This is a genomic window from Tabrizicola oligotrophica (genome assembly GCF_011008935.1).
GTDB classification, from domain to species: domain Bacteria; phylum Pseudomonadota; class Alphaproteobacteria; order Rhodobacterales; family Rhodobacteraceae; genus Tabrizicola_A; species Tabrizicola_A oligotrophica.
Map to the genome: position 1 here is coordinate 219,183 of NZ_JAAIVJ010000004.1, position 22,465 is coordinate 241,647.

Here is a 22,465-nt window from a genome sequence, read left to right on the forward strand (position 1 = left end):
CGCGAAACCCGCTACCAGAACCCGGCACCCGCTCCGCGCGCCATGCGATATTGCGCCAAAAGGTAAACAATTGCGTCAAAGCCAAAGCCGAGAAGCGTGACAACCGCGCGCCTCGGTCGCAGATTCTGCCGAGGATGTGCAAGGGCCCGGCTCAGGCGCTTGGTCAGGAAATGGAAGGGCACGAAACCGAAGGGCCAGCGCGGCAGGCGCGCGCGCGCGGCGCGGGCAAGCCAGCCCTCGTCGGCCGCCGCCGCGGCAAGGGCCGGGCGTCGCGCCTCGGGGGCAAGCGCCCGGAGCGTGTCAAAGGCGGCAAAGTTCAGCGCCGAGCCGATGACGATGCGGGTCTGGTGCCGGATCAGGGCGGGCAGCGTCCGTTCGCTGGCGTAGGTGTGGGAAAGCCCGTCCAGACCGTCGATGCGCGAGAAATCCTCGGGGCCGGTCAGCGCGTCGGTCAGCACCATGGCGCGCAGGAAACCGTCTTCGACCGGCAGGCCGATGGGCAGATGCAGCGACCGCGACCGCGCCGCGGGCATGGCGTAAAGCTGGCCGCAGATCGCGGTTTTCCAATCGTCAAGGCCGCCACCGGCCGCAGCGATGAGCCGGTCCATGGCCGAAAGCCCCTCGGGTCGGGCGACGATGTCCTTGACCGGCTGGCTGTTCAGCACCCAAAGCGCGGGCCGGGCGGCAAGGCCAAGGGCAAGGCGGCGCAGGCTGTCGGGCGCATCGAAGTCGATATCGGCGTCGACGAAGACCAGCACGCCGGCGTCGGGACGCGACAGGTCATGCACGAAGCGGTTCCAGGTGCGGGACTTGCCGCCTTCGGCCAGTTCGGCCACCTCCGCCCCGGCCGCCCGCGCCCGTGCGGCGGTGTCATCGTGGCAGCCATTGGCCAGCACCAGCAGGCGGGCATCAAGGCCTGTCAGGTCCTGTGCCAGCAGGCGCGCGACCATCGCGGCGATTCCCGGCCCCTCGTCATGGGCGAAGACCCCGATATCCACCCGCATCAGATCACCGTCCGCAAGGGCTTGCCGGCGTGCAGCCCCTCGCGCCGGGCCATGGCGTCGCGGTCGGCACGCAGCGCGGCCAGACGCTCGGCCTCTCCCAGCAGCGCCCCGGCGAGGAGCCAGGTGAAAGGAATATGGGTGGCGTTCGGCAGAAGGTCGAGCATGTTGGCCCCGAGGATCAGCGCCACCGCACCAACCCAGGGCGACAGCTCTGCCCCGCCCTGCCGCAGGCTTTCGCGGGCCAGCAACAAGAGCGGCAAGGCGGTCAGGCCGAATTCGGCGACATAGCCCACCCAGCCATAGTTCCCCATCAGGATGACCCAGGCCCCGTCGGCGATGTTCAGGGTCTGGCCCGTGACCGGATCATGGGTGAAGGACCGGCCATAACCGCCCCAGCCGAACCAGGGCTGTTCCTGCGCGCGAACCAGCAGGGTCTCTTCATTTTCGATACGGAAGCGCAGCGACGCGGCCCGCTCGGGCGACAGGCCATTGGCCAGATCAAGGATCTGGTCCACCGGCACCAGATGCGCCCCGCGCAGGACTGGATAGCTCACCACCACCAGCGCCATCGCCGCCGCGATCAGGATCTGCAAGCGAGCGGGCAGGAACAGGATCATCGGCACCAGCGCCAGCGCGTAAAGGATCGGGCCGGCAGACCGGCAGATCACCAGCATGACGGAGAGATAGACAAACACCACAAGCACCCTCGGCCGCGCGTCGGGCACAGTGCGGCGCAGCAGGGTAACGGCGGCCAGCACGGCCATGCAGGCGAAGAACGCGACCCAGAGTCCATGCGGCAGGAACACCACCGGGCGATAGCCGCCATAGCGGATGGTCTGGAAGAAATCGTGCTGGAAAAAGCCGTAGACCCAGACGTTCATCTGCGGGCTCATCACCGCCTCGACGAGCATCGGCACCGAATAGGCCAGTCCGGCAGCCACCAGTGCGGCGATGATGGCGCGCATGCCCTCGGGATGGCCAAGATAGCGCCGGGCAAGGAAGAAAGGCAGCAGGGCAATCGCCTGATAGGCGATGGCGGCAAAGCTGTCATAGATCCGCATGCCCTGAATGGCCATCTGCTCGAACACCAGCGGCGCGCGGTTGGTCAGGACTGTGCCGAAGGGAAAGGCGATGTAGACCGCGATCAGTGCCTTGCCAAGCCAGCTTGCCGGCATGAACCCCACCCTGTCCCCCACCAGCCAGAGCGCACAGGCAAGGGCCACGAGGTTCGGAATGGTGGATTTGTTCAGGTCGGGCACAACGGGAAAGTTGAAGGCCGCAAGTGGCGGCAACAGCAGGTAGCCGCCAAGGATCGTCCAGATCAGCGCCTGCCCCCGGTCCAGCCTTTGCCACAGCTTCCACCCGACCACCGGCCAGAGCGCAAGCGCAAGATAGGCGATGAGGTTGGGGCTTTGCACGGGCGACGCTGCTTTCTGAACTCGTTGAACTGGCTTAACACAAGGGCGGGGGGCCGGTCACTCGGGTTTGGCGCATCCGGTGACGCGGGGCTTTGGCTTTCAGGTAAGGCGGGCAAAGACCGGGATGCGGCGCAGGCCGGCGATGACGGCCCAGGACAGCAGGAAATCCAGCACCGCCCCGGTGAAGAACGGCACCTCCGGTCCGGCGAACTTGTAGACCACCAGCATCAGGAAAGGGTGGATCAGGTAGATGCCAAAGGCCATCTGTCCCAGATGCAGCGCCCAGCGCCCGCTGACCGGCAGGCGCCAGAACATCTCGAAGGCGACAAGGCCCGCCAGCACGGTAAAGGTCCAGGGTGCGGCCTGCCCCATCCAGACCGCCAGAACGGCCAGGGCCGCGCCCGCGATCAGGGTGATGCCGGGCCGCCCCATGCCATGCGCCTTGGCCATGAGCAGGCCCAGCCCATAGCAGGGCAGCGTGAAGGCCCATTGCGGCAGGGGGTCGGGCAGGTGCAGCGCTTCATGCGCCCAGAACAGCGGCGCAGACAGCCCCACCAGCAGCGCCGCGGCCCCGGTCAGGCGTGGCAGCGAGGTGACATGGACCACCGCCGGGCCGACCAGCAGCATTGCAAGCCCGATGAAGGGCAGGAACCACAGGTGGATATATCCGCCATACAAAAGGCTCCACGGGTCAACAAGCGGGCGGAACTTGTCCGGCCCGTCGGCGATGGCAGCCTCGAGCGCCCAGTAGAACAGCGACCAGCTGGCCCAAGGCAGGATCAGCCGGCGCGCGCGCGGCAGATAGGCATAGCTGCCCCCGGCCCGCTCGGCCGATTTCACCGCGAGATAGGCCGTCAGAATGGCGAAAAGCGCCAGCGCCAGATGGCCGACCCAGTCGCGCGGGCTGGCCTCGGCATGGGCGACCACCACCCCGAAGGCGGCAAGGAAACGGGCAAGGTCAATGCCCTGACGGTGAGAAACGGCTTTGGTCATCGCGGTTTGGCTAGTGCAAAGCATCCCCTTGTGGCAACGGAAAAGGCGCAGGCCATGGGAGGCTGAAACAGTCTGTTGCCGGCATCCCGATAAAGGCCGGGACAAATCGACCTCGAAAATCGGGGGCAGGCTGTGCTAGGGACGGGCAGTCCTGTTGCAAAGGTGCCTTGCCGTGCAGTTCCGCTTTGGCGATACGCCGCTGACCGTGAACCTCCCCGACCGCGCGGCGCTTCTGGCCGTAGTGGCCGAGCGGCTGCGCACCCGGCAGGGATTTGCCCTGGCCACGATCAACCTTGACCATCTGGTGAAGCTGCGCCGGCTGCCCCGCTACCGCGCCGCCTATGCCGCCCATGACCTGATCTGCGCCGACGGCAACCCGATTGTCTGGCTGTCGCGGCTGGCCGGCAAGCCGGTGGCGCTGGTGCCGGGGTCGGACGCGCTGCGCCCGCTGCTGGAGGTTGCCGCCCGCGAAGGCCGGGGTGTGGCCTTTGTCGGCAGCACCGAGGACACCCTGCAGGCCGCCGCCGACCAGCTGATGCGGCAGATCCCCGGCCTTGTCGTCGTGCTGCGCCACGCCCCCGCCATGGGATTTGACCCTACGGGCGATGAGGCCGCCGGCGTGCTGGCCGAGCTGGCCGCCCGCGATGTCGGGCTGTGCCTGATCGCGCTCGGCTCGCCCAAGCAGGAAGAATTCGCCGCCCTTGGCCGGCGTCTGGCCCCGGCAGTCGGCTTTGCCTCGATCGGCGCGGGGCTGGATTTCCTTTCGGGCCGCCAGACGCGCGCGCCCGCCTGGGTGCGGGCGATGGCGATGGAGTGGCTGTGGCGGGCGCTGTCGTCGCCGCGCCGGCTGATCCCGCGCTATGCCGCCTGCGCCGCAATCCTGCCGGGCGAGGCGGTCAAGGCCTTGCGGCAGCGTGGCTGACCCCGAAGCAAGGGGGCCGTCTGCCCCCCTCGGCGCCTACGCGCCTCACCCCCCGAGGATATTTCACCCAGTATGAAAGCCCCTGAAGGGCGGAAGGCCGGAGGGTCTGCCCTTCAGCCCTTCTTCTTCGCCTCGGCCGCGGCCTTCATCCGCGCCAGAAGCTCCTCCTTCGAGGCCTTGCCCCCGGTCGGGCTTTTCTCGGCGCCAAGGCCCTTCTTGCCGACCTTGTGCTTGGGCTGCTTGCCCGAGGAAATCGGGTTGCCCGCTGCTGCATAGTCCATGGTTCCGCCCCTTTACAAAAGTCCCTGCGCCCGGAAGAGCGCGTTCAGATCGGTTTCCGGCCGGGCGCCATAATGGCTGATGACCTCGGCGGCGGCGGCGCAGCCCATGCGACCGGCCTTCTCAAGGCTTTGCCCTGTGGCCAGCCCATAGATGAACCCCGCCGCGAACTGGTCGCCTGCCCCGGTGGCATCGACCGGCACCACGCGACGCACCGGCACCACGGCGCGCTCGGCGCCGCGCACAAGGATCACCTCCTCGCCTGACCGGGTGCAGACCACGACGCCCGCATCCTGCACCGCCTGCGCCAGTGCGGTCTCAAGGTCTGCCTGGTAAAGGCTTTGCCATTCGTGCTCGTTGCCGATCACATAGTCCAGATCCTTGACCAGCCGCCGGAAATCGTCGCGGTGCCGATCCACGCAGAACGGGTCCGACAGCGCAATCCCGGCGCGGCCGCCGGCCTGTTGGCACAGCTTCGCAGCACGTTCAAACGCTTCTTTGCCCTTGGGCTTGTCGTAGAGATAGCCTTCCAGAAACAGATAGTCGGTGTCGCCCGCCACATCGTCCGACACATCCTGCGGCCCGAGTTCGGAGGAAATGCCAAGATAGGTATTCATCGACCGCTCACCATCCTTCGACACGAAGATCATCGAGCGCGAGGTCGGGAGTTCGCCGCCCGGCACCGGCGGGTTGACGAAATCGGTGCCATCCCCGGCCATGCCCTTGGCATAGAACCGGCCCAAGGCATCGTCATGCACCCGGCCAATGAAGGCGGTCGTCAGGCCAAGATTGCCCAGCCCCGCCAGGGAATTCGCAACCGACCCGCCCGGCGCCTGCACCCGGTCCTTCATCGCGGCATAAAGCAGTTCGCCCCGCTCGCGCTCGACCAGCTGCATGATGCCCTTTTCGATGCCCATCATCTCAAGGAAGGATTCATCGGCCTGGGTAATCACGTCGACAATCGCATTGCCGATGCCGACAACCTGATACTTCTTCATGGGGTCTTGTCCTCGAACTGACAGTCATCGCGGATCGGGCAGATGCCGCATTTGGGTTTGCGCGCGATGCAGATATAGCGGCCGTGCAGGATTAGCCAGTGGTGGGCGTGCTGCTGGTATTCGGCGGGGACGTTGTCCTCGATGGCGCGCTCCACCGCGGCTTCGTCGCGGCCCGGCGCGATACCGCTGCGGTTGCCGACACGGAAGATATGGGTATCCACCGCCTGCGCCGGTTGGTGGAACCACATGTTCAACACCACATTCGCCGTCTTGCGCCCCACCCCCGGCAAGGATTGCAGGGCGGCGCGGGAGGAGGGCACCTGCCCGCCGAACTCGTCCAGCAGGATCTGGCTCAGCCGGATGACGTTCTTCGCCTTGTTGCGGAACAGTCCGATGGTCTTGATATGTTCGATCAGGCCCGCTTCGCCCAGCGCCAGCATCCTTTCCGGCGTGTCGGCGATCTCGAACAGCCGCCGCGTGGCCTTGTTCACCCCGGCATCGGTGGCCTGCGCCGACAGCGCCACCGCCACCACCAGCGTAAAGGCGTTGACATGATGCAATTCGCCCTTCGGCTCGGGTTCCAGATCGTGGAACCGGGCGAAGACGCGGCGCATTGCGGGATAGGAAAGCTGCTTGGCCATGGTCAAGCTATGCACCATTGGCCAGCCTTTCCGCAACCGCCCTCGCCCCGCCGCAACCGCGACGGCGCCCCGCGCGGGGCCGGAGGATCATCCCGCAGAAAACGGGTCGCGCGGACGCAGGCGCTGACCTATCTTCAGCACAAGGAGACGCCCATGACCGACCAATCCCCCCGCTATCACCATGCCGTCATCGCCCGCGCCCTGCGCGAGATCGACGCCGCCGGGCCGGGCCTGACGCTGGACGGGCTTGCCGCCCGCATCGGCCTGTCGACGGCGCATTTCCAGCGCACCTTCAGCCAATGGGTTGGCGTCAGCCCGAAGGCCTATCAGCAATACCTGACGCTGGACCACGCCCGAACCCTGCTGGCCCACCGCTTTACCGTGCTGCAAACCGCGCATGAAACCGGGCTGTCCGGCGGCGGGCGGCTGCATGATCTGTTCCTGAAATGGGAGGCGATGAGCCCGGGCGATTTCGCCAAGGGCGGCGCCGGGCTGGACATCCGCTGGGGGCTGGCCGACAGCCCCTTCGGCGAGACTGTGGTGATGGCCACCGACAAGGGCATCTGCGGCATGGGCTTCACGCAGGAGATCGGACAGGCGGCGGCGGTGGCCGACCTCGTCCAGCGCTGGCCCGCCGCGAGTTTCCGGCGCGACGACGCCGCGATTGCCCCCCTGGCGGCGGCAGCCTTTGGCGGCGAGGAAACCGCGCTGCACCTGATCGGCGCGCCCTTCCAGATCAAGGTCTGGGAGGCGCTGCTGGCCATCCCCTCGGGCCATGTCACCACCTATTCCGAAATCGCCGGCGCCATCGGCCATGGCAAGGCGGTGCGCGCAGTCGGCACCGCGGTCGGGCGCAATCCGATCAGCTTCCTGATCCCCTGCCACCGCGCGCTGCGCAAGTCGGGCGGGCTTGGCGGCTATCACTGGGGCCTGCCGGTCAAGCGCGCCATGCTGGCCTGGGAGGGCGCGCGGGAAGATGCGCGTGAGGCGCTGAACACAACCGCGTGATGGGCAAGAACCTGCCCCAGCCCAGGCTGCGGCCGGGGCTGCTATGGGATAACATGGCAAAGCCTGCTATAGCCGGGCCAAGGCGCGAGCCGCCGATCCTTCCGAATGAGGCATTTGCATGACCCTGAAAACCCCACTGATTCTGGCCGCCCTTGGTGCGCTGGCCCTGACCGCCTGCGTTGATCCGAACGCCTATCCGAACGACCCGAACGCCCGTACCAAGAACGGCGCCATCATCGGCGGCATTCTGGGCGCGGCAGCCGGGGTGGCGGTGTCGGGCGATGGCGACGAGCTGAAGGGCGCGCTTCTGGGCGGTGCTGTCGGCGCGGCCACCGGGGCGGCGATCGGTTCCGACCTTGACCGTCAAGCGGCCGAACTGCGCGGCTCGCTCAGCTCCAACATCTCGGTCACCAACATGGGCGACTACCTCGTGGTGAACATGCCGCAGGATCTGCTGTTCGCCACCGACAGCGCCAGCCTGTCGGGCAATCTCGTCGGCGACCTGCGCGCCGTGGCGGCGAGCCTTGTGAAATACCCGAACTCCCGGATCGAGGTGATCGGTCATACCGACAATGTCGGCGAGGCCGCCTACAATCAGGACCTGTCGCAGCGCCGCGCGGTGGCCGTGGCCGAAGTGCTGCGCGGCTCGGGCGTGCCGTCCAGCCGGATCACCAGCTATGGCCGCGGCGAGGATGCGCCGATTGCCTCCAACCAGACGGACTACGGTCGCGCGCAGAACCGCCGGGTGGAAATCATCATCCGTCCGACCCGCTGAGGCGATCTTCCTTTCAGGAAAGATTTCGGGCCGGAGGGAAACCTCCGGCCCTTCTTCATTGAAAACCTTCTGAAATTGGTCATATGATCGAACCAATCAGGAGGAGACCATGCCGTTCCAGAAGATCGAAGCGGAAAAGCTGTCGCACAGCGTCATAAGCCAGGTCGAGCTTTTGATCCTGCGCGGCATTCTGCGCCCCGGCGAACGCCTGCCCTCGGAGCGCGAACTGTCCGAGCGGCTGGGCGTGTCGCGCCCCTCGCTGCGCGAGGCTGTGGCCGACTTGCAGGATCGCGGTCTTTTGGTGTCAAAACCCAATGCCGGCATCTTCGTCGCCGATGTGCTGGGCTCGGCCTTTTCGCCGGCGCTGATTGACCTGTTTTCCACCCATGAAGAAGCGGTGTTCGACTATGTCGCCTTCCGCCGCGACATGGAGGGACTGGCCGCCGAACGCGCCGCGCATTACGGCAGCAATACCGATCTCGAGGTGATCGACACCATCTTCCGCAAGATGGAAGCCGCGCACCAGAAGCGCGACCCCACGGACGAGGCGGAACTGGATGCCAATTTTCACATGGCGATCATCGAGGCCAGCCATAACGTCGTCATGCTGCACATGATGCGGTCGATGTATGACCTTTTGCGGCAGGGCGTGTTCTACAATCGCCAGATGATGTTCAAGAACCGCCTGACCCGCGACATGCTGCTCGATCAGCACCGCGCCATCAACGCCGGCATCCAGAGCCGCGAGCCCAAGGCGGCCCGCGCGGCGGTCGAAGGGCATATGGACTATGTCAGGCAATCCATGGCCGACCAGATCAAGGCCGCGCGGAATGAGGCGGTGGCCCGGCAAAGACTGGAACACGAAAAGAGCCGGCAATGAAAAAGGCCCCGGAAAACCGGGGCCTTTTCAATTCTGTCGCGGCACTCAATGCAGCTTTGCCTCGACCTGCGCAATCGCCTCGTCGATCGAGGCGCTGGCGGCTTCGGCCGTGGTCTGCTTGGCCAGGATGTCGGTCGCGGCAGCAATCGCCACCGAAACCGCCTTTTCGCGGACCTGACGCAGGGCGCCGGCTTCGGCGCTGGCGATCTGGTCCTCGGCGGCCGCCAGACGGCGGGCGATCGAGGCTTTCAGATCTTCCTTGGCCTGCTTGGCGGCGGCAAGCGCCTCTTCCTTGGCCTGGGCGACGATGCGGTCGGATTGCTCCTGCACGTCCTTCTGCTTCTTCTCATAGGACGACAGCAGCGCGCGGGCTTCCTCGCGCAGCGCCTTGGCCTCGTCGAGTTCCGCCTTGATCTGCATGGCGCGGGCATCCAGCATCCCGCCCAGCTTGGCCGGAACCTTGGCCCAGAGCAGGATGGCGATGAACACCAGGAACGCGATCAGCACCACGAAGTTGGTGTTGCGCAGCGAGAGGAACGGACCACCGGCGGCAAAGGCGGGCGAGGCGGCCAGCAGCGTCAGGGGAAGGATCAGATGTTTCATGGCCTTACCCTTTCAGTGCTGCGGTCACAGCCGCTGTCACGGCCCTGGCGTCAGCCTTGCCACCCAGCGCGGCGACCAGCTCCTTGGCGGTGTCCTTCGCCACTTCGGTGACGGCGTCCATCGCACCGGCGCGGATTTCCGCGATGCGCTTTTCCGATTCCGAAGCCTTGGCGGCAATCTCGGCATCGGCCTTGGCCAGCGCCTTGTCCAGATCCTTCTGGATATCCGCCTTGGCAGCCGCCACGATCTTGGCAGCCTCGGCGCGGGCCGAAACCAGCGCGTCATTGTAAGCCTTTTCGGCACCGACGGCCTTCTGCTTCAGCTCTTCAGCCGCCGCGAGGTCATTGGTGATCGTGCCCTTGCGCTCGGCCAGAACCGAGCCGATGCGCGGCAAGGCGACGCGCGACAGCACGAAGTAGATCACGACCAGCGTGACCAGAAGCCAGAAAATCTGGTTCGGGAACGTCGAGAAATCCAGCTGAGGCATACCTGCTGCCTCGGCGGCCTCTGCGGCCCCATGCGTCACTTCAGACGCAGTCGTTTCGGTCGCCATGTTCCTGTCCTCCGTCGGACCCTTTGGGAGTTTCAGGGATGCAAGGCGCGGGGCCCTGCATCCCTGACCGTAAGGATGCGAGCGTCAGATCAGACGGCGAACATCAGCAGAAGCGCGACGAGGAACGAGAAGATCCCCAGGGCTTCGGCGAAGGCCAGACCGATGAACAGGGTTGCGGTTTGCGAACCAGCGGCCGACGGGTTGCGAAGCGCGCCTGCCAGGAAGTTGCCGGCGACGTTGCCAACACCGATGGCGGCGGCGCCCGAACCGATGGCGGCCAGACCGGCACCGATGAATTTGCCCATAGCGGCGGCTGCTGCGATTTCCATGTGTCTTCTCCTTACGATGGAATAGGTGGATTGATTGTCCGGCCTGCGGATCAGTGCCCCGGATGGAGCGCGTCTTTCAGATAGACGCAGGCGAGAATGGTGAACACGTAGGCCTGGATGAAGGCCACCAGCACTTCGAGCGCATAGATGGCGGTGATCGCCAGAACCGAAACCGGGGTGACCACGACGCCAATGGCCGAGATCAGGATCATCGGCGCAAAGGCCGCGAACACTTTCATCACCGCGTGGCCCGCCATGATGTTGCCGGCAAGACGGATCGAGTGGCTGACCGGGCGGACGAAGTAGGAAATCACCTCGATGACCGCGATGATCGGGCGCAGGATCAAGGGCGCGTCCGACATCCAGAACAGGCCCAGGAAATGCGCGCCGTTCTTGGCAAAGCCCAGCAGCGTGACGAAGATGAAGAAGCCGAAACCAAGGATCGCGGTGACGGCTATATGGCTCGTGGGCGTGAAGGAGCCGGGGATCAGGCCCAGCATGTTGGCCGACAGGATGAACACGAACAGCGTCATGATCAGCGGGAAAAACTTGGCGCCGTCATGGCCGGCCACGTCCTCGACCATCTTGTAGACAAAGCCGTAGGCCATTTCGCCGATGGATTGCAGGCGCGAGGGGATCAGCGCGCGGCCCTTGGAGCCGAAGACGAAGATCACGACGATGGCGACCACGGCCAACGCCATCCAAAGGGTGGCGTTGGTGGGCGTATACCACTCGATCGGGCCTTCGCCGAACAGCCGGGTGATCTTGAACTGGTCCAGCGGGTGAAAGGCCAGACCGGCCCCGTGTTCCGCGCCGTGTTCCGCCGCGCCTTCCACAACTTCTTCAGTCGCCACGTCCGTCATCCCCTTCTTCGGCCGCCTTGGCAGCCCGTCGCATCTCTACTTCCTTCGCCGAGCGCAGCATGGTCTTGATACCCGCCGCGAAGCCCGCGAAGATGAACAGCACCAGAAACAGCGGCATAGTCCCGAACATCCGGTCCAGCCCGTATCCGATGCCGAAGCCGATCGCCAGACCGGCCACAAGCTCGATCACCATCCGCCAGGCAAGCTGTGCCTGGGAATACTGATCCTCCTTCGGGTTTGGCGGCGGGTTTACCGCGCCTTTCGCCTCGGCGATCCGCTTTTCCAGCGCCGCAAGTCGCGCGCGGTCAGCCTCAGACACCATGGCAGAATGCCCCTTCGGAAGTTGGCCATGACCTACCGGGCGGGGGGATCTGAGTCAATATGGCGCAGACACGCGACAACATCACGCAACATCATGAAATTTATGAATTTTCCTAATTCTCAACGCCAAACGCACCCGCGCCACATCGAAACCGCTTGCCTTTGCCACATTCAACCATCCGGTTGACGATCGCGCATCCTGCCCCGATAGTCGCAGCATGGCCGCCACGCTCGACACCACCTTTTCCGCTCTCGCCGACCCGACCCGCCGGGCGATCCTCGCCATGCTTCTGGAAGACGACATGGCGGTGACCGACGTCGCAGACCCCTTCGACATCAGCCTCGCGGCCATTTCCAAGCACCTCGGCATCCTCGCCGAGGCCGGCCTCATCAGCCGCGAGAAACGCGGCCGGGTGATCTGGTGCAAACTCGAACCCGACGCCCTGCGCGCCGCAAGCGTCTGGATGCAGGGCTTCGGCCAGTTCGACCCGGTCGACCTCGACGCTTTCGAGAAGTTTCTGGAAACCGAATTCGCAGAACCAGACGAAACCTGACCTTCATCTGTTCGGAAATATCCTCGGGGGGTGAATTGGCGCAGCCAAGAGGGGGGCAGACAGCCCCCCTGCGCCGCCAGCACCAGCGCAACATGACAAGCCTGCCGCCCCCCTCCCCCTCGTGGGGAGAGGCCGGGGGTGGGGGCGACGGGCGCTTAGCCCGCGAACCAACCGGCATAGGTCTTGCGCAGTTCGGCCTTCTGCACCTTGCCCATGGCATTGCGCGGCAGCGCCGCAACCACCACTGCCGCCTTCGGCTGCTTGAACCGCGCCAGCCGCTCGCGCAGCCCCGCCAGCACCGCCGCGGGGTCCAGTGCCGCGCCGTTCTGCGCCACCAGCACGGCAAACACCGCCTCGCCGAAATCGGGGTGCGGCAGGCCGATCACCGCGCTTTCCAGCACCCCCGGCTGCTCGTCCAGCACCATCTCCACCTCGATGGGATAGACATTGAACCCGCCCGAGATCACCAGATCCTTGGCCCGCCCGACAATCTGCACATAGCCGTCTGCGTCCAGCCGCCCCAGATCGCCGGTGATGAACCAGCCGTCCGCCCGCAACTCCTCCGCTGTCTTGTCCTGCATCTGCCAATAGCCAAGGAACACATTCCGCCCCCGCACCTCGATGCCGCCGACCTCCCCCGGCGCCACCTCGGCCGCATCGGCCATGATCCGCAGCTCCACTCCCGGCAGCGGGAAGCCCACTGTCCCCGCCCGCCGCTCGCCGGCATAGGGGTTCGAGGTGTTCATGTTGGTCTCCGTCATGCCGTAGCGCTCCAGAATCCGGTGCCCGGTCCGGGCCTCGAAGTCGGCATGGGTTTCGGCCAGCAGCGGTGCCGATCCCGACACGAACAGCCGCATATGCGCCACCAGATCGCGGGTGAAGCGGGCATCGTCCAGCAGCCTTGTGTAGAAGGTCGGCACCCCCATCATCGCCGTGGCGCGCGGCAGCGCGGCCAGCACCTCGTTCAGATCGAAACCGGGCAGGAAGATCATCTGCCCGCCGGTCAGGAAACTGACATTCGAGGCGACGAACAGCCCATGGGTGTGAAAGATCGGCAGGGCGTGCAGCAGTACGTCCTGCTCGGTGAACTGCCACAGATCGGCCAGCACTTCGGCATTCGACAGCAGGTTGTCATGGCTCAGCATGGCGCCTTTCGACCGGCCGGTCGTGCCCGAGGTATAGAGGATCGCCGCCAGATCACCCGGCGCCCGGTCCCGCGGCACAAAGCCTGTGGCCTGCCCGGCCATCGCGGCGGCAAAGCTGCCCCCCGCCCCGTCAAGCGTCATCAGCCCCGCGGCATGGCCCGCCGCGACCGGCGCCAGCGCCGCCTCGCGGGCCGGGTCGCACAGGAACAGCCGGGGCGCGGCATTGCCCAGAAAATAGCTTACTTCATCAGGGGTATAGGCGGTGTTCAGCGGCAGGAACACCGCCCCCACCGAGACCGTGGCCGCATAGACCGCCAGGGCCTCGGGCGATTTGGCGACCTGCACCGCCACCCGGTCGCCGGGCCGCACCCCAGCCGCCACAAGGGCATTGGCCGCCTGTCCGATCAGGTCATGGAACGCCCGCGCCGTCAGGGACCGACCGGCCGGCAGGTGCATCAACACGGTGTCGCGCTCTGCCAGTGCGGCAAAAAGGGCGGAATACAGCGGGTTTGTCATGATGTCCTCCTGCGGCGGGGCCTGTTCCTCCTCTGCCATGCAGGTCGCGGGCACTCAAGCGGTCAGATCGACCGCACCACCAGAAGGCGAGCGCTTAAAATTTGCCACAATCTGGCGCGAATTCACCCTTGAAGCGTCACGATTTTGCCCAAGCGCACCGTAAGGTTGTATGGACAAGACGCAAAAGGAGGCCATCATGTCCCGGCTGTACCCCCTCCTTGCACGGTTCGGGCTGTTCGCCCAGAAATCCCTGCCCGAATGCGATATGTTCGATCTGCGCCTGACGCGCATCGAAAGCCGCGAAGCGCGGGCGCAGGTCCGCGGCAATTGCTTCAGAAGTCAATCGTCACATTCGGCAGACGCAGCTCTTTCATGAGCTCACGCACTTCCTGCCGGGCGGCGACGTTCGACAGGTTCATCTGATCAACGCCGGTGTCCTTGAGATCGAGCACCGTCAGCCCACGCGGGAAAAGCTCGCGGAAGATCACGCGCTCGGCAAAACCGGGCGCGACGCGAAAGCCGATCCGGCGTGACAGATCTTCCAGCGCCGCGCCCACCTTGCGCTTGTTGTGCATGGCCTGTGCGCCAAGGCGATTGCGCAGGACGATCCAGTCGATGGGCTTCAGCCCAGCCTGAGCGCGCAGCTGCCGTGCATTCCACACCATCTCGGAATAGATCGACGGGCCTTTCACCTTGCCCGTCTCCGGGTCGATCCGCGCCAGCAGGTCGAAATCGACAAAGCTGTCGTTCAGCGGCGTGATGAGCGTATCGGCCAGCGAATGGGCCACCTGCGACAGCCGGGTATGGCTGCCGGGGCAGTCGATGATGATGAAATCCGAAATCGGCTCCAGCGCCGCCACCGCCGCCGACAGCCGCGCGTCATAGGGGTTCTCGCCGGGCTGGAGGCCGGCGGCCTCGGCCTCGGGCAAATCGCGATAATCCGGGCTGTTGAGTTCAAGGCCGCTGCGCTTCAGGAAGGCCGAGCGGTTCTCGACATAGCGGGCGAAACTCTTCTGTCGCAGGTCAAGATCCAGCGCCCCCACCCGATGCCCCATCCGGGCCAGAGCGGTGGCGACATGCATCGAGGTGGTCGACTTGCCCGACCCGCCCTTTTCGTTCCCGACAACGATGATATAGGCCACGAAAGCTTCCCCCTTGCGGCCCTCTGCAGGGGCCTTGCCGACTATAGGACGCCCGCTACCGAAGGGAACTCCCCTTCGCAAGGGGAAAGACAGCCGTCGAACCTCTGCAGCACAGGCGCCTCCCCTCCCCCACCGTGGGGAGGGGCCGGGGGTGGGGGGCGACGAAGGGGAGCCATCCGCCCTCGCCAATGGAAAAGGGCGCCCGAAGGCGCCCGATCCGGTCGTGCTGGCAGCTTGGCTCAGAAGCCGAGGCCCGCGTATTTGTTCTTGAACTTCGACACGCGACCGCCGGTGTCCATCAGCTTGGCGGTCTGGCCGGTCCAGGCCGGGTGCGACAACGGGTCGATGTCGAGCGACATGGTCTCGCCTTCCTTGCCCCAGGTGGTCTTGGTGCGGAAAGTGCTGCCGTCGGTCATTTTCACTTCGATGAAGTGATAGTCGGGGTGAATGCCGTCTTTCATGGCGCCTCTCCTCACTCAGCTTTTTCTTTGTAGTTGGTGACTTCGGCGATACGGGCCGATTTGCCGCGACGCGAACGCAGGTAGTAAAGCTTGGCGCGACGCACGCGCCCGCGGCGGACCACTTCGATCGAATCGATGTTGGTCGAGTAAAGCGGGAACACCCGCTCCACACCTTCGCCGAAGGAAATCTTGCGGACCGTGAACGAGGCCGAGATGGTCAGGCCGCCCTTGCGGCCGATCACGACGCCTTCGTAGTTCTGGACGCGCGACCGCGTGCCTTCGGTCACTTTGTAGCCGACGCGGACGGTGTCACCGGCCTTGAAGTCGGGGATCTTCTTGCCAAGCGCAGCGATCTGCTCGGCTTCGAGTTGTGCGATCAGGTTCATGCCTGTCTCCATGTGCCTGCGGCGGTTCCGCAGAGGTGATGGCCCGCGTCAGAGCTTCTGGTCTTCTATCCGGGTCCCTACAACCGTAAGCCCGCCAGAGATGCCGCATGCCTTGTCTGTTCGCGCCCCGCTGCCCCAGGGGCCGGGCGAAGGAACCGGCAGGCGGGCAAAGGGAATCGCATCCGTTGGACCACGGGTCCCGGACAGGCGGCGTATAGGCAAAGGGCGCCGGCGGGTCAAGTGCCGTGCAGGTTGCTGCACAAGACAAGGGCGCCTGTGGGGCGCAGGACCGCGATGCGGAAAGATGAATCTGTAATTCACGACACGCTCTGTCGGATTTTCGCGCGCCAAGGTCGCCGCCGCGATATGCCGGACCTGCATGTCGCGTATCGTCAGCTCTGCAAGGTGCCGCTGGCGACAGCGGAGAATTGGGAAGCCGGTTCAAGGCCGGCGCTGCCCCCGCAACGGTAACGGGAAAGCGGCGTGACGAAAGCCACTGGGGTCTGCAGGCCCTGGGAAGGCGTCATGCCCGGGCCGCAAGGCCCCCACCCCGAAGCCCGGAAACCAGCCTTGCAGGAAACGTCACCCGCGGCGGGCGGTTGGGCGGCTCTGGTCCCATGCTGCCCGGTTGCCCCTTTGCCCTTCGTCCCCATCTGAAACACCCCCGGCGGGATGGCCGGGGAAAGCGAGGTCTCATGCTGAACCAAGCCGAAATTGCCGTGCAATTCGCCACGCGCCGCCCCTATCACTCCCTGACGCGCGAGCTTTACTGCGACGCCGGCGTCTTTCAGGCCGATCTGGAGGCGATCTGGTACAAGGACTGGATCTTTGCCGTCTCCGCCGCCGAACTGCCGAAGGCCGGGGCCTATGCCACGCTGCAACTCGGCGCCTATCCCGTGGTGATCGTCAAGGGGTCGGACGGCGAGATCCGTGCCTTCCACAACGTCTGCCGTCACCGCGGCCAGCGCCTGTGCGCCAAGACTTCGGGCACCACCGTCAAGCTTGTCTGCCCCTATCACCAATGGACCTACGACCTTGACGGCAAGCTGATGTGGGCGCGCGAGATGGGCCCCGAGTTCAAGCCCGCCAACCATGGGCTGAAGACTGTGCATTGCGCGGTTGCCGCCGGGATGGTTTTTGTCTGCGTGGCCGAAACCGCGCCCGACTTTGCGCCGGTCAAGACTGCGGCCGACCGCTATTCGGCGCCGCATGGGATGGGGGACCTCAAGGTCGCCTTCCAGTCGCGCATCGTGGAAAACGGCAACTGGAAGCTCGTGCTGGAAAACAACCGCGAGTGCTATCACTGTGCCGGGGCCCACCCCGCGCTTTGCCGCACCTTCAACGACGATCCCCATCTTGTCGGCGGCGATGACAGCCTGTCCTCGCCCGTCGGCGCCGCGCATGTCGAACGCTGCGAGGCGGCGGGCCTGCCGTCGCGCTATCTGATCTCGCCCGAGGAAAACTGGCGTCTGGTCCGCATCCCCTTCGTCGGCGCGGCGGTCAGCTATACGATGGATGGCAAGGCCGCCTCGACCAGGCTGCCGGCCATGCCCTTTGCCAATGCCGGCTCGCTGCTGTTCTTCCACTACCCGAACACCTGGAACCACTTCCTGTCGGACCATGTGCTGAACTTCCGCGTGCTGCCAATCAGCCCGACGGAAACCGAGGTGGTCACCACCTGGCTTGTCCACAAGGACGCGGTGGAAGGCCGCGACTATGACCTGAAGCGCCTGACCGAAGTCTGGGAGGCCACCAATGACGAGGACCGCCAGGTGGTCGAGGAAAACCAGAAGGGCATCCTGTCGCCCGCCTATGAGCCCGGCCCCTATTCCCCGGATCAGGAAAGCGGCGTGGCGCAGTTCATCGACTGGTATTGCGCTTCGATGACGCGGCACCTGATGCCCGCACGACCGATGGCGGCCGAATAAGATGGGCGCGCAGATCAACTGGTCCGGCCAGCCCTGGACCGATGCCGAGTGGCTGGAATGTGCAATGGTCGTGCCCGATGTGGCCGACACCGCAAGCTTCACCTTCCGCGCGCCGTCGGGCGCGTGGTTCGACTACCAGCCGGGGCAGTTCATCACGCTGGACCTGCCGGTACCGGGCGGCAACGTGCAGCGCACCTACACGATTTCCTCCTCGCCCTCGCGCCCGCTGTCGATCTCGATCACCGTCAAGGCGCAGGCAGGCAGCATTGGCACGCGCTGGATGCTGGACCACCTGAAGCCGGGGATGAAGATCAAGGCCTATGGCCCGGCAGGGATTTTCAGCTTCCACCGCCACCCGGCGAAGAAATACCTGTTCATCTCGGCAGGCTCGGGCATCACGCCGATGATGTCGATGACGACCTGGGCCTGGGATTCCGGCGAAATGCCGGACATCACCTTTGTCCATGCCGCACAGCATCCCTCGGAGATCATCTTCCGCGAGCGGCTGGAGAATTTCGCCAACCGCGTGCCGGGGCTGAAGCTGCGCTTCACCGTCGAGGAACCCGACCCGTTCCGCACCTGGCATGGCTATCAGGGCCGTCTCAGCCAGATCATGCTGGGTCTGATGGCGCCGGATTATCTCGACCGCGAAGTGTTCTGCTGCGGGCCGGAGCCTTTCATGCAGGCGGTGCGCGAGATGCTGGCCTCGCTCGGCTATGACATGGCGCACTACCATCAGGAGAGCTTCGGCGCCCCGGTGCATGACGAGGCCGAAGCGCCGGACCTGAACGATGTGACGCCAGAGGCTGGCGCGGCGGCCGAGATCACCTTTGCCGCCTCGGGCATCACTGCGGCCTGTGACGAAACTGACACCGTTCTGGCGGTGGCCAAGCGGTCGGGGCTGAACATCCCCTCGGGCTGCACCTTTGGCCTTTGCGGCACCTGCAAGGTGAAAAAGACCGCCGGAGAAGTGCATATGGTCCACAACGGCGGCATCAGCGACGACGACGTCGCCGAAGGCTTCATCCTGGCCTGCTGCTCGCGGCCCCTGGGCCGCGTGGAAGTCGCGGTCTGACCCGCACTCCTCGAGCACTTCGTGCACTCGTCGCCTGTCGCGAGGAGAGCACGAAGTGCCCGACGAGTTAGCCTTGTCGTTTCGCCCACATGTCCGGGCGGCGTGCCTCGGTCAGCTTTTCCGCCTCGGCCCGGCGCCATCCGGCGATCTTGCCGTGGTCGCCGCTGGTCAGAACGGCCGGGATCTCCCTCCCCTCCCATTCCTGCGGCCGGGTGTATTGCGGATGCTCCAGAAGCCCGTGGGAATGGCTTTCCTCCTCGATGCTTTCGGCATTCCCCAGAACCCCGGGGATCAGCCGCACCGTGGCATCCAGCATGGCCTGCGCGGCAATCTCGCCGCCGGTCAGCACAAAGTCGCCAAGCGAGACCTCCTCGATCTGCCAATGGTCCAGCACGCGCTGGTCCACGCCCTCGAACCGGCCACACAGCAGCGTAATACCTTCTGCCGCCGCCCAGTCCCGCGCCATGGCCTGCGTAAAGGGCTTGCCGCGCGGCGAGAGGTAGATCACCGGCCAGCGCGCACGATCCTTTGGCGTGCCGTCGGCGGCGACCTTCAGCGCCGCGTCCACCACATCGGCACGCAGGACCATCCCGGCCCCGCCGCCCGCCGGCGTGTCATCCACGTTGCGGTGCTTGCCAAGACCGAAGGTCCGCAGGTCCAGCGCCTCAAGCCTCCAGCGCCCCATCTCCAGCGCCTTGCCGGTCAGGCTGAGGCCCAGCGTGCCGGGGAAGGCGTCGGGGAACAGCGTGATGATCCTTGCCACCCATGCGCCTTTCAGCAGCATCGGTTCCTCCATCAGCACGCGCGGCTTCAGGCTGGCCGAAATCTGCAACCGGCCATGGGATTTGCGCGCGGGCGGGGTTGGCTCGATGGGATCGGACATGCGCGGGCCTCTCGGATGCGATTGGCCGGGTTCATACCCTCGTCGCGCGCCTGCGGGAAGGGGCCGCGGTCAGTCCTCGTCCTCCAAGGCCAGCATTACGCCCTGCATCGCCGATTTCGCCCGCCGCAACTCTGCCGGCGGCAGTTTCGCGCGGTTCAGCAGGACGAACTGGTCGGCCAGGTCTTCAGCGACGCGGGCATTGCGGCGCGGCAGGCCGGGAAGGCCCTGGCGCAGGGCATGCGACAGCTCCAGAAGGTCATAGATCGCTTCAACCGGGCCGAGGCGCCGCTCCGCAAGGCTTTCCAGCGCCACGACTTCCAGCCGGGCCACGCCGTCAAGCGCCTTGGCCAGCGGCCCGGTCACGGAGTCAAAGTGCGCGGCGCCGACGAATTCCTTGCAGAACCGGCGCTGCTTCATCATCAGCTCGGGATGGATCGCCAATTGCCAGTGCAGCGAGCGCAGCCACTGCGTCGCCTCGCGGGTGGTCAGCAGCACCACGATTTCGGCGCCGGGAAACCGCAAGCCCAATGCCTGCGCCGCGGCGGGCAGGGTCGTGATCGCCGCACGATAGTCGGTCAGGCCATGGCGGCCCGGCATGTGGCCCGCGAAATCCTCGGACGAGATCACCAGATCGCGCCCGCCAAGGTCTGGCAGAGCCAGCGCCCAGTCCTGCATGGCGTGCTCCAAGGCCAGCGCGTCGGGATGCAGGGAATAGGCCCGTGCCGCCTCGGTCGCGCGGGACAGGCCCGGCGTGTGGCGCAGGGTCTCGACATGCAGCCGGGCCGCCAGCGCCGCCTGATGGGCGACCAGAGCCGCCTGCAGACTGGTGGTGCCGGTCTTGTGGAAGCCGCCGTGCAGGAGGATGCGCATGTCAGCCGCGCCCTGCGGGCTGGGGCGCGGCTTCAAGCACCATGGCCAGCCCATGCAGGGCTTCCGCGACCTCTGGCACCGCTTGCGCGGCCGCCCGCGCCTCTGCGGGGGCGGGGCAATCGGCACGGCGGGCCGGATTTTCGCCGATCATCACTGCACAGCGCCGGGCGAAAAGCCGCAGCGCCTCGGGGTCGGACAGGTGCTGAAACAGCGTCGCGGCATGGGCAGAGCCCGCAAGCGCATCGGCAACCGCGCCGTCGGTGGCATGGACCACCGCGGCCCGGCGATGCAGCGCGCCGGCGCTGCCGTCACCGACCTTATCCATCAGCGCCACCCGCAGCACCTCGGGCCCAACCTGCGCGGTCATGGCCGCAAGGTGGCGCCGCAGCTCGTCGGGCGGGCTGTCTTGCGGCAAGCGGTCAAGCGTGGCCACCATGCGCCCCGCGGCCGCCAGCCGCGCCGGCGAGACTGCCAGCACGCGCGCAGGCCCGATCTGCGCCACAGCCCCGTCAAGCAGGTCGTTCACCGCCTCGGCCTGCCACGGGTCCCAGATCATCCGGGCCAGCGGGATCGACAGGAAGGAAATGGCGAGCGGCAACATCAGCGGAAACCGCGGCGCGGCGCCCAGCACCCCGCCAATGCCGCGCCCGATGCCAAAGCTCACCGCGACCAGCAGCACCTGCACAAGCCCCTGGGTCAGAAACGCGGTCTGGGCCTCGGGGCGGAGCCAGCCGGACGGGCGGCGGGGCCAGTCCTGCGGACGCAGGATGAAAAGCCACAAGAGGAAAATCACGACGAAGACCGGGATGACGCTCCAGCCGAAACCGCCAAGCCCCGCGAGAAGCGGCCCGAAATACAAAAGCGCCGTGGCGCCCTGCAAGAGCCTCAGCCGGTTGTTCATGCCCGCCTTACCTTTTTCGCCCATCAAAGCGCGGCGGCGCGGTTTAGTCCAGAGCCTCAGTCAAGGCCCTCAGGCAGATCGACGATGATCCGGCCGGCAGCAAGATCGACCGTCGGCACGGCGGCAAGGGTGAAGGGCAGCATCAGGGGTGACTTGCGCCCCGCGGCAATCAGTTCCGCCCCGCTGATTTCCAGAATGTCGCCCGCCCCGTGGTTATGCACGGCGATGATCCGGCCCAGGGCCACACCGCCGGTGTCCAGCACCGCAAGTCCGATCAGGTCGGAATGGTAGAATTCGTCATCCGGCAGCTTCGGCAACCGGGCCCGGTCAACGAACAATTCGGTGCCGCGCAGCGCGTCGGCCTCTTCCTTGGTCTTGACGCCAGACAGCCGCGCGCCAAACCCGCCCGACACCGGACGCGTGAGTTTCAAGGCAAAGCTGCGGCTGCCGTCCTTGGTAAACAAGGGGCCGTAATCGGCAATCGCGGTGGGTTCGGCGCAAAACGACTTGAGGCGTACCTCTCCGGTCACGCCAAAAGCGCCCCCGATGACGCCGACACAGATGCGGTCAGTCATGGTCCGATCCTTTGCGGGAAAACCGCTGGCCCCCGGTGTTGCAGGGGCCAGCGCAAGCCGGGATTATTCGGCAGCCGGGGCTTCGTTGCGGGCGGCCTTCTTGGCGGCGCGCTCGGCCATGGCCTTGCCGGGGGTGCCGGTCTTCGGGTTCGAACGGGTCTTCTTGGCCAGAACGCCAGCTGCTTCCAGGAAGCGGGCAACGCGGTCGGTCGGCTGGGCGCCGGTGGCCAGCAGTTCCTTGGCGCGATCGACGTTCATCACCACGCGGTTGGCGTCGTCCTTGGCCAGCATCGGGTTATAGGTGCCGAGCTTTTCCAGGAAGCGACCGTCGCGCGGCATGCGCGAGTCGGTCACGACGATCGAGTAGAACGGGCGCTTCTTCGAGCCGCCGCGGGCAAGACGGATTTTGGTAGCCATGGGTAGTCTCCTTCAGGTTTCGTTT

General features: G+C 66.0%; 28 protein-coding genes and 1 riboswitch. Of the genes, 8 read left to right on the plus strand and 20 right to left on the minus strand.

The genetic code is table 11. The features are described from left to right. Positions 1–11: 11 nt before the first annotated feature. The 3 genes from G4Z14_RS09585 to G4Z14_RS09595 all read right to left on the minus strand — a co-directional run bounded on the left by G4Z14_RS09585 (position 12) and on the right by G4Z14_RS09595 (position 3,415). Positions 12–1,004: a glycosyl transferase group 2 family protein gene (locus tag G4Z14_RS09585; RefSeq protein WP_164625096.1), complete on the minus strand. Its 993-nt coding sequence runs from the start codon at positions 1,002–1,004 to the stop codon at positions 12–14. Further along, positions 1,004–2,422, minus strand: coding sequence for a hypothetical protein (locus tag G4Z14_RS09590; protein WP_164625098.1), 1,419 nt, complete (start codon positions 2,420–2,422; stop codon positions 1,004–1,006). The genes G4Z14_RS09585 and G4Z14_RS09590 overlap by 1 nt, the downstream gene beginning before the upstream one ends. A 99-nt stretch (positions 2,423–2,521) precedes the next feature. Further along, positions 2,522–3,415 carry an acyltransferase family protein gene (locus G4Z14_RS09595; RefSeq protein WP_164625100.1) on the minus strand — a complete coding sequence of 298 codons (894 nt, stop codon included), beginning with the start codon at positions 3,413–3,415 and terminating at the stop codon, positions 2,522–2,524. Between the two features lie 172 nt (positions 3,416–3,587). On the opposite strand from G4Z14_RS09595, the gene G4Z14_RS09600 reads away from it, so the two are divergent. Then, positions 3,588–4,337 (plus strand): WecB/TagA/CpsF family glycosyltransferase, encoded by a 750-nt coding sequence (locus G4Z14_RS09600; protein ID WP_164625102.1) that lies wholly within the window; start codon positions 3,588–3,590, stop codon positions 4,335–4,337. 113 nt (positions 4,338–4,450) lie between these two features. Here the strand turns inward: G4Z14_RS09600 and G4Z14_RS09605 are convergent, their stop codons facing one another. The 3 genes from G4Z14_RS09605 to nth are packed head-to-tail and all read right to left on the minus strand — an operon-like array spanning position 4,451 to position 6,255. Beyond that, positions 4,451–4,618: a hypothetical protein gene (locus tag G4Z14_RS09605; RefSeq protein WP_164625104.1), complete on the minus strand. Its 168-nt coding sequence runs from the start codon at positions 4,616–4,618 to the stop codon at positions 4,451–4,453. A gap of 12 nt (positions 4,619–4,630) precedes the next feature. Continuing rightward, positions 4,631–5,614, minus strand: a complete 984-nt coding sequence (locus tag G4Z14_RS09610) for an adenosine kinase (RefSeq protein WP_164625107.1) — start codon at positions 5,612–5,614, stop codon at positions 4,631–4,633. After that, on the minus strand, positions 5,611–6,255 hold the full coding sequence (gene nth / locus G4Z14_RS09615; protein ID WP_164625109.1) for an endonuclease III: 645 nt from the start codon (positions 6,253–6,255) through the stop codon (positions 5,611–5,613). The genes G4Z14_RS09610 and nth overlap by 4 nt, the downstream gene beginning before the upstream one ends. A gap of 153 nt (positions 6,256–6,408) precedes the next feature. On the opposite strand from nth, the gene G4Z14_RS09620 reads away from it, so the two are divergent. The 3 genes from G4Z14_RS09620 to G4Z14_RS09630 all read left to right on the plus strand — a co-directional run bounded on the left by G4Z14_RS09620 (position 6,409) and on the right by G4Z14_RS09630 (position 8,918). Continuing rightward, complete coding sequence (locus G4Z14_RS09620; RefSeq protein WP_164625111.1) at positions 6,409–7,263, plus strand: methylated-DNA--[protein]-cysteine S-methyltransferase; 855 nt, start codon at positions 6,409–6,411, stop codon at positions 7,261–7,263. Between the two features lie 118 nt (positions 7,264–7,381). Then, positions 7,382–8,038, plus strand: coding sequence for an OmpA family protein (locus G4Z14_RS09625; RefSeq protein WP_164625113.1), 657 nt, complete (start codon positions 7,382–7,384; stop codon positions 8,036–8,038). A gap of 109 nt (positions 8,039–8,147) precedes the next feature. Beyond that, the gene (locus G4Z14_RS09630) at positions 8,148–8,918 is read left to right on the plus strand and encodes a FadR/GntR family transcriptional regulator (protein WP_164625115.1); all 771 of its coding nucleotides are present in this window, start codon (positions 8,148–8,150) and stop codon (positions 8,916–8,918) included. 45 nt (positions 8,919–8,963) lie between these two features. Here G4Z14_RS09630 and G4Z14_RS09635 read toward each other — a convergent pair whose 3' ends face one another. The 5 genes from G4Z14_RS09635 to G4Z14_RS09655 form a co-directional block, all read right to left on the minus strand. After that, positions 8,964–9,521 (minus strand): F0F1 ATP synthase subunit B, encoded by a 558-nt coding sequence (locus tag G4Z14_RS09635; RefSeq protein ID WP_164625116.1) that lies wholly within the window; start codon positions 9,519–9,521, stop codon positions 8,964–8,966. Positions 9,522–9,525: 4 nt separating this feature from the next. Continuing rightward, positions 9,526–10,074, minus strand: a complete 549-nt coding sequence (locus tag G4Z14_RS09640; RefSeq protein ID WP_164625118.1) for a F0F1 ATP synthase subunit B' — start codon at positions 10,072–10,074, stop codon at positions 9,526–9,528. A gap of 89 nt (positions 10,075–10,163) precedes the next feature. After that, positions 10,164–10,403: a F0F1 ATP synthase subunit C gene (locus tag G4Z14_RS09645; RefSeq protein WP_164625120.1), complete on the minus strand. Its 240-nt coding sequence runs from the start codon at positions 10,401–10,403 to the stop codon at positions 10,164–10,166. Positions 10,404–10,453: 50 nt separating this feature from the next. Further along, positions 10,454–11,266, minus strand: a complete 813-nt coding sequence (locus G4Z14_RS09650; RefSeq protein ID WP_164625122.1) for a F0F1 ATP synthase subunit A — start codon at positions 11,264–11,266, stop codon at positions 10,454–10,456. Further along, a complete protein-coding gene (locus G4Z14_RS09655; RefSeq protein ID WP_164625124.1) occupies positions 11,247–11,588 on the minus strand; it encodes an AtpZ/AtpI family protein in 342 nt (113 codons plus the stop codon). The genes G4Z14_RS09650 and G4Z14_RS09655 overlap by 20 nt, the downstream gene beginning before the upstream one ends. 217 nt (positions 11,589–11,805) lie before the next feature. On the opposite strand from G4Z14_RS09655, the gene G4Z14_RS09660 reads away from it, so the two are divergent. Further along, the gene (locus tag G4Z14_RS09660) at positions 11,806–12,141 is read left to right on the plus strand and encodes an ArsR/SmtB family transcription factor (protein ID WP_164625126.1); all 336 of its coding nucleotides are present in this window, start codon (positions 11,806–11,808) and stop codon (positions 12,139–12,141) included. A 155-nt stretch (positions 12,142–12,296) separates the two neighbouring features. Here the strand turns inward: G4Z14_RS09660 and G4Z14_RS09665 are convergent, their stop codons facing one another. Then, entirely contained in the window at positions 12,297–13,802 is a 1,506-nt protein-coding gene (locus G4Z14_RS09665; RefSeq protein WP_164625128.1) for a malonate--CoA ligase, read from the minus strand. A 196-nt stretch (positions 13,803–13,998) separates the two neighbouring features. Between G4Z14_RS09665 and G4Z14_RS09670 the strand changes: the two genes are divergently transcribed. Next, complete coding sequence (locus G4Z14_RS09670; protein WP_164625130.1) at positions 13,999–14,178, plus strand: hypothetical protein; 180 nt, start codon at positions 13,999–14,001, stop codon at positions 14,176–14,178. Here the strand turns inward: G4Z14_RS09670 and G4Z14_RS09675 are convergent. The 3 genes from G4Z14_RS09675 to rplS all read right to left on the minus strand — a co-directional run bounded on the left by G4Z14_RS09675 (position 14,135) and on the right by rplS (position 15,791). Continuing rightward, positions 14,135–14,944 carry a division plane positioning ATPase MipZ gene (locus G4Z14_RS09675; protein WP_164625132.1) on the minus strand — a complete coding sequence of 270 codons (810 nt, stop codon included), beginning with the start codon at positions 14,942–14,944 and terminating at the stop codon, positions 14,135–14,137. The genes G4Z14_RS09670 and G4Z14_RS09675 overlap by 44 nt on opposite strands. Before the next feature lie 239 nt (positions 14,945–15,183). After that, a complete protein-coding gene (rpmE, locus tag G4Z14_RS09680) occupies positions 15,184–15,405 on the minus strand; it encodes a 50S ribosomal protein L31 (RefSeq protein ID WP_164625134.1) in 222 nt (73 codons plus the stop codon). 11 nt (positions 15,406–15,416) lie between these two features. Further along, on the minus strand, positions 15,417–15,791 hold the full coding sequence (gene rplS / locus G4Z14_RS09685; RefSeq protein ID WP_164625136.1) for a 50S ribosomal protein L19: 375 nt from the start codon (positions 15,789–15,791) through the stop codon (positions 15,417–15,419). Between the two features lie 386 nt (positions 15,792–16,177). Beyond that, a riboswitch (cobalamin riboswitch) is annotated at positions 16,178–16,378 on the plus strand. Positions 16,379–16,486: 108 nt separating this feature from the next. Between rplS and G4Z14_RS09690 the strand changes: the two genes are divergently transcribed. Together G4Z14_RS09690 and G4Z14_RS09695 are read left to right on the plus strand one after the other, a co-directional pair. Continuing rightward, a complete protein-coding gene (locus tag G4Z14_RS09690; protein WP_164625138.1) occupies positions 16,487–17,719 on the plus strand; it encodes an aromatic ring-hydroxylating oxygenase subunit alpha in 1,233 nt (410 codons plus the stop codon). Position 17,720: 1 nt separating this feature from the next. Beyond that, positions 17,721–18,794, plus strand: a complete 1,074-nt coding sequence (locus G4Z14_RS09695) for a hybrid-cluster NAD(P)-dependent oxidoreductase (protein WP_164625140.1) — start codon at positions 17,721–17,723, stop codon at positions 18,792–18,794. A gap of 67 nt (positions 18,795–18,861) precedes the next feature. Here G4Z14_RS09695 and trmD read toward each other — a convergent pair whose 3' ends face one another. The 5 genes from trmD to rpsP all read right to left on the minus strand — a co-directional run bounded on the left by trmD (position 18,862) and on the right by rpsP (position 22,440). Beyond that, entirely contained in the window at positions 18,862–19,677 is an 816-nt protein-coding gene (trmD, locus tag G4Z14_RS09700) for a tRNA (guanosine(37)-N1)-methyltransferase TrmD (RefSeq protein WP_227751631.1), read from the minus strand. A 69-nt stretch (positions 19,678–19,746) separates the two neighbouring features. Next, a complete protein-coding gene (locus G4Z14_RS09705; protein ID WP_164625142.1) occupies positions 19,747–20,547 on the minus strand; it encodes a sulfotransferase family protein in 801 nt (266 codons plus the stop codon). A gap of 1 nt (position 20,548) precedes the next feature. After that, positions 20,549–21,472, minus strand: a complete 924-nt coding sequence (locus G4Z14_RS09710; protein ID WP_164625144.1) for a hypothetical protein — start codon at positions 21,470–21,472, stop codon at positions 20,549–20,551. A gap of 32 nt (positions 21,473–21,504) precedes the next feature. After that, on the minus strand, positions 21,505–22,023 hold the full coding sequence (gene rimM / locus G4Z14_RS09715) for a ribosome maturation factor RimM (protein ID WP_164625146.1): 519 nt from the start codon (positions 22,021–22,023) through the stop codon (positions 21,505–21,507). A gap of 63 nt (positions 22,024–22,086) precedes the next feature. After that, entirely contained in the window at positions 22,087–22,440 is a 354-nt protein-coding gene (rpsP, locus tag G4Z14_RS09720) for a 30S ribosomal protein S16 (protein WP_164625148.1), read from the minus strand. Between the last annotated feature and the right edge of the window lie 25 nt (positions 22,441–22,465).

Bases quoted from the DNA above. Each gene is read 5' to 3' on its own strand.
- G4Z14_RS09625 (WP_164625113.1), top strand. From the start codon at position 7,382: ATGACCCTGAAAACCCCACTGATTCTGGCCGCCCTTGGTGCGCTGGCC.
- G4Z14_RS09630 (WP_164625115.1), top strand. From the start codon at position 8,148: ATGCCGTTCCAGAAGATCGAAGCGGAAAAGCTGTCGCACAGCGTCATA.
- G4Z14_RS09690 (WP_164625138.1), top strand. From the start codon at position 16,487: ATGCTGAACCAAGCCGAAATTGCCGTGCAATTCGCCACGCGCCGCCCC.
- G4Z14_RS09610 (WP_164625107.1), bottom strand. From the start codon at position 5,614: ATGAAGAAGTATCAGGTTGTCGGCATCGGCAATGCGATTGTCGACGTG.
- G4Z14_RS09695 (WP_164625140.1), top strand. From the start codon at position 17,721: ATGGGCGCGCAGATCAACTGGTCCGGCCAGCCCTGGACCGATGCCGAG.
- G4Z14_RS09640 (WP_164625118.1), bottom strand. From the start codon at position 10,074: ATGGCGACCGAAACGACTGCGTCTGAAGTGACGCATGGGGCCGCAGAG.
- G4Z14_RS09710 (WP_164625144.1), bottom strand. From the start codon at position 21,472: ATGGGCGAAAAAGGTAAGGCGGGCATGAACAACCGGCTGAGGCTCTTG.
- G4Z14_RS09660 (WP_164625126.1), top strand. From the start codon at position 11,806: ATGGCCGCCACGCTCGACACCACCTTTTCCGCTCTCGCCGACCCGACC.
- G4Z14_RS09665 (WP_164625128.1), bottom strand. From the start codon at position 13,802: ATGACAAACCCGCTGTATTCCGCCCTTTTTGCCGCACTGGCAGAGCGC.
- trmD (WP_227751631.1), bottom strand. From the start codon at position 19,677: ATGTCCGATCCCATCGAGCCAACCCCGCCCGCGCGCAAATCCCATGGC.
- G4Z14_RS09670 (WP_164625130.1), top strand. From the start codon at position 13,999: ATGTCCCGGCTGTACCCCCTCCTTGCACGGTTCGGGCTGTTCGCCCAG.
- G4Z14_RS09645 (WP_164625120.1), bottom strand. From the start codon at position 10,403: ATGGAAATCGCAGCAGCCGCCGCTATGGGCAAATTCATCGGTGCCGGT.
- G4Z14_RS09650 (WP_164625122.1), bottom strand. From the start codon at position 11,266: ATGACGGACGTGGCGACTGAAGAAGTTGTGGAAGGCGCGGCGGAACAC.
- G4Z14_RS09605 (WP_164625104.1), bottom strand. From the start codon at position 4,618: ATGGACTATGCAGCAGCGGGCAACCCGATTTCCTCGGGCAAGCAGCCC.
- G4Z14_RS09705 (WP_164625142.1), bottom strand. From the start codon at position 20,547: ATGCGCATCCTCCTGCACGGCGGCTTCCACAAGACCGGCACCACCAGT.
- G4Z14_RS09585 (WP_164625096.1), bottom strand. From the start codon at position 1,004: ATGCGGGTGGATATCGGGGTCTTCGCCCATGACGAGGGGCCGGGAATC.
- rplS (WP_164625136.1), bottom strand. From the start codon at position 15,791: ATGAACCTGATCGCACAACTCGAAGCCGAGCAGATCGCTGCGCTTGGC.
- nth (WP_164625109.1), bottom strand. From the start codon at position 6,255: ATGGCCAAGCAGCTTTCCTATCCCGCAATGCGCCGCGTCTTCGCCCGG.
- rpmE (WP_164625134.1), bottom strand. From the start codon at position 15,405: ATGAAAGACGGCATTCACCCCGACTATCACTTCATCGAAGTGAAAATG.
- rimM (WP_164625146.1), bottom strand. From the start codon at position 22,023: ATGACTGACCGCATCTGTGTCGGCGTCATCGGGGGCGCTTTTGGCGTG.
- G4Z14_RS09655 (WP_164625124.1), bottom strand. From the start codon at position 11,588: ATGGTGTCTGAGGCTGACCGCGCGCGACTTGCGGCGCTGGAAAAGCGG.
- G4Z14_RS09620 (WP_164625111.1), top strand. From the start codon at position 6,409: ATGACCGACCAATCCCCCCGCTATCACCATGCCGTCATCGCCCGCGCC.
- G4Z14_RS09595 (WP_164625100.1), bottom strand. From the start codon at position 3,415: ATGACCAAAGCCGTTTCTCACCGTCAGGGCATTGACCTTGCCCGTTTC.
- G4Z14_RS09635 (WP_164625116.1), bottom strand. From the start codon at position 9,521: ATGAAACATCTGATCCTTCCCCTGACGCTGCTGGCCGCCTCGCCCGCC.
- rpsP (WP_164625148.1), bottom strand. From the start codon at position 22,440: ATGGCTACCAAAATCCGTCTTGCCCGCGGCGGCTCGAAGAAGCGCCCG.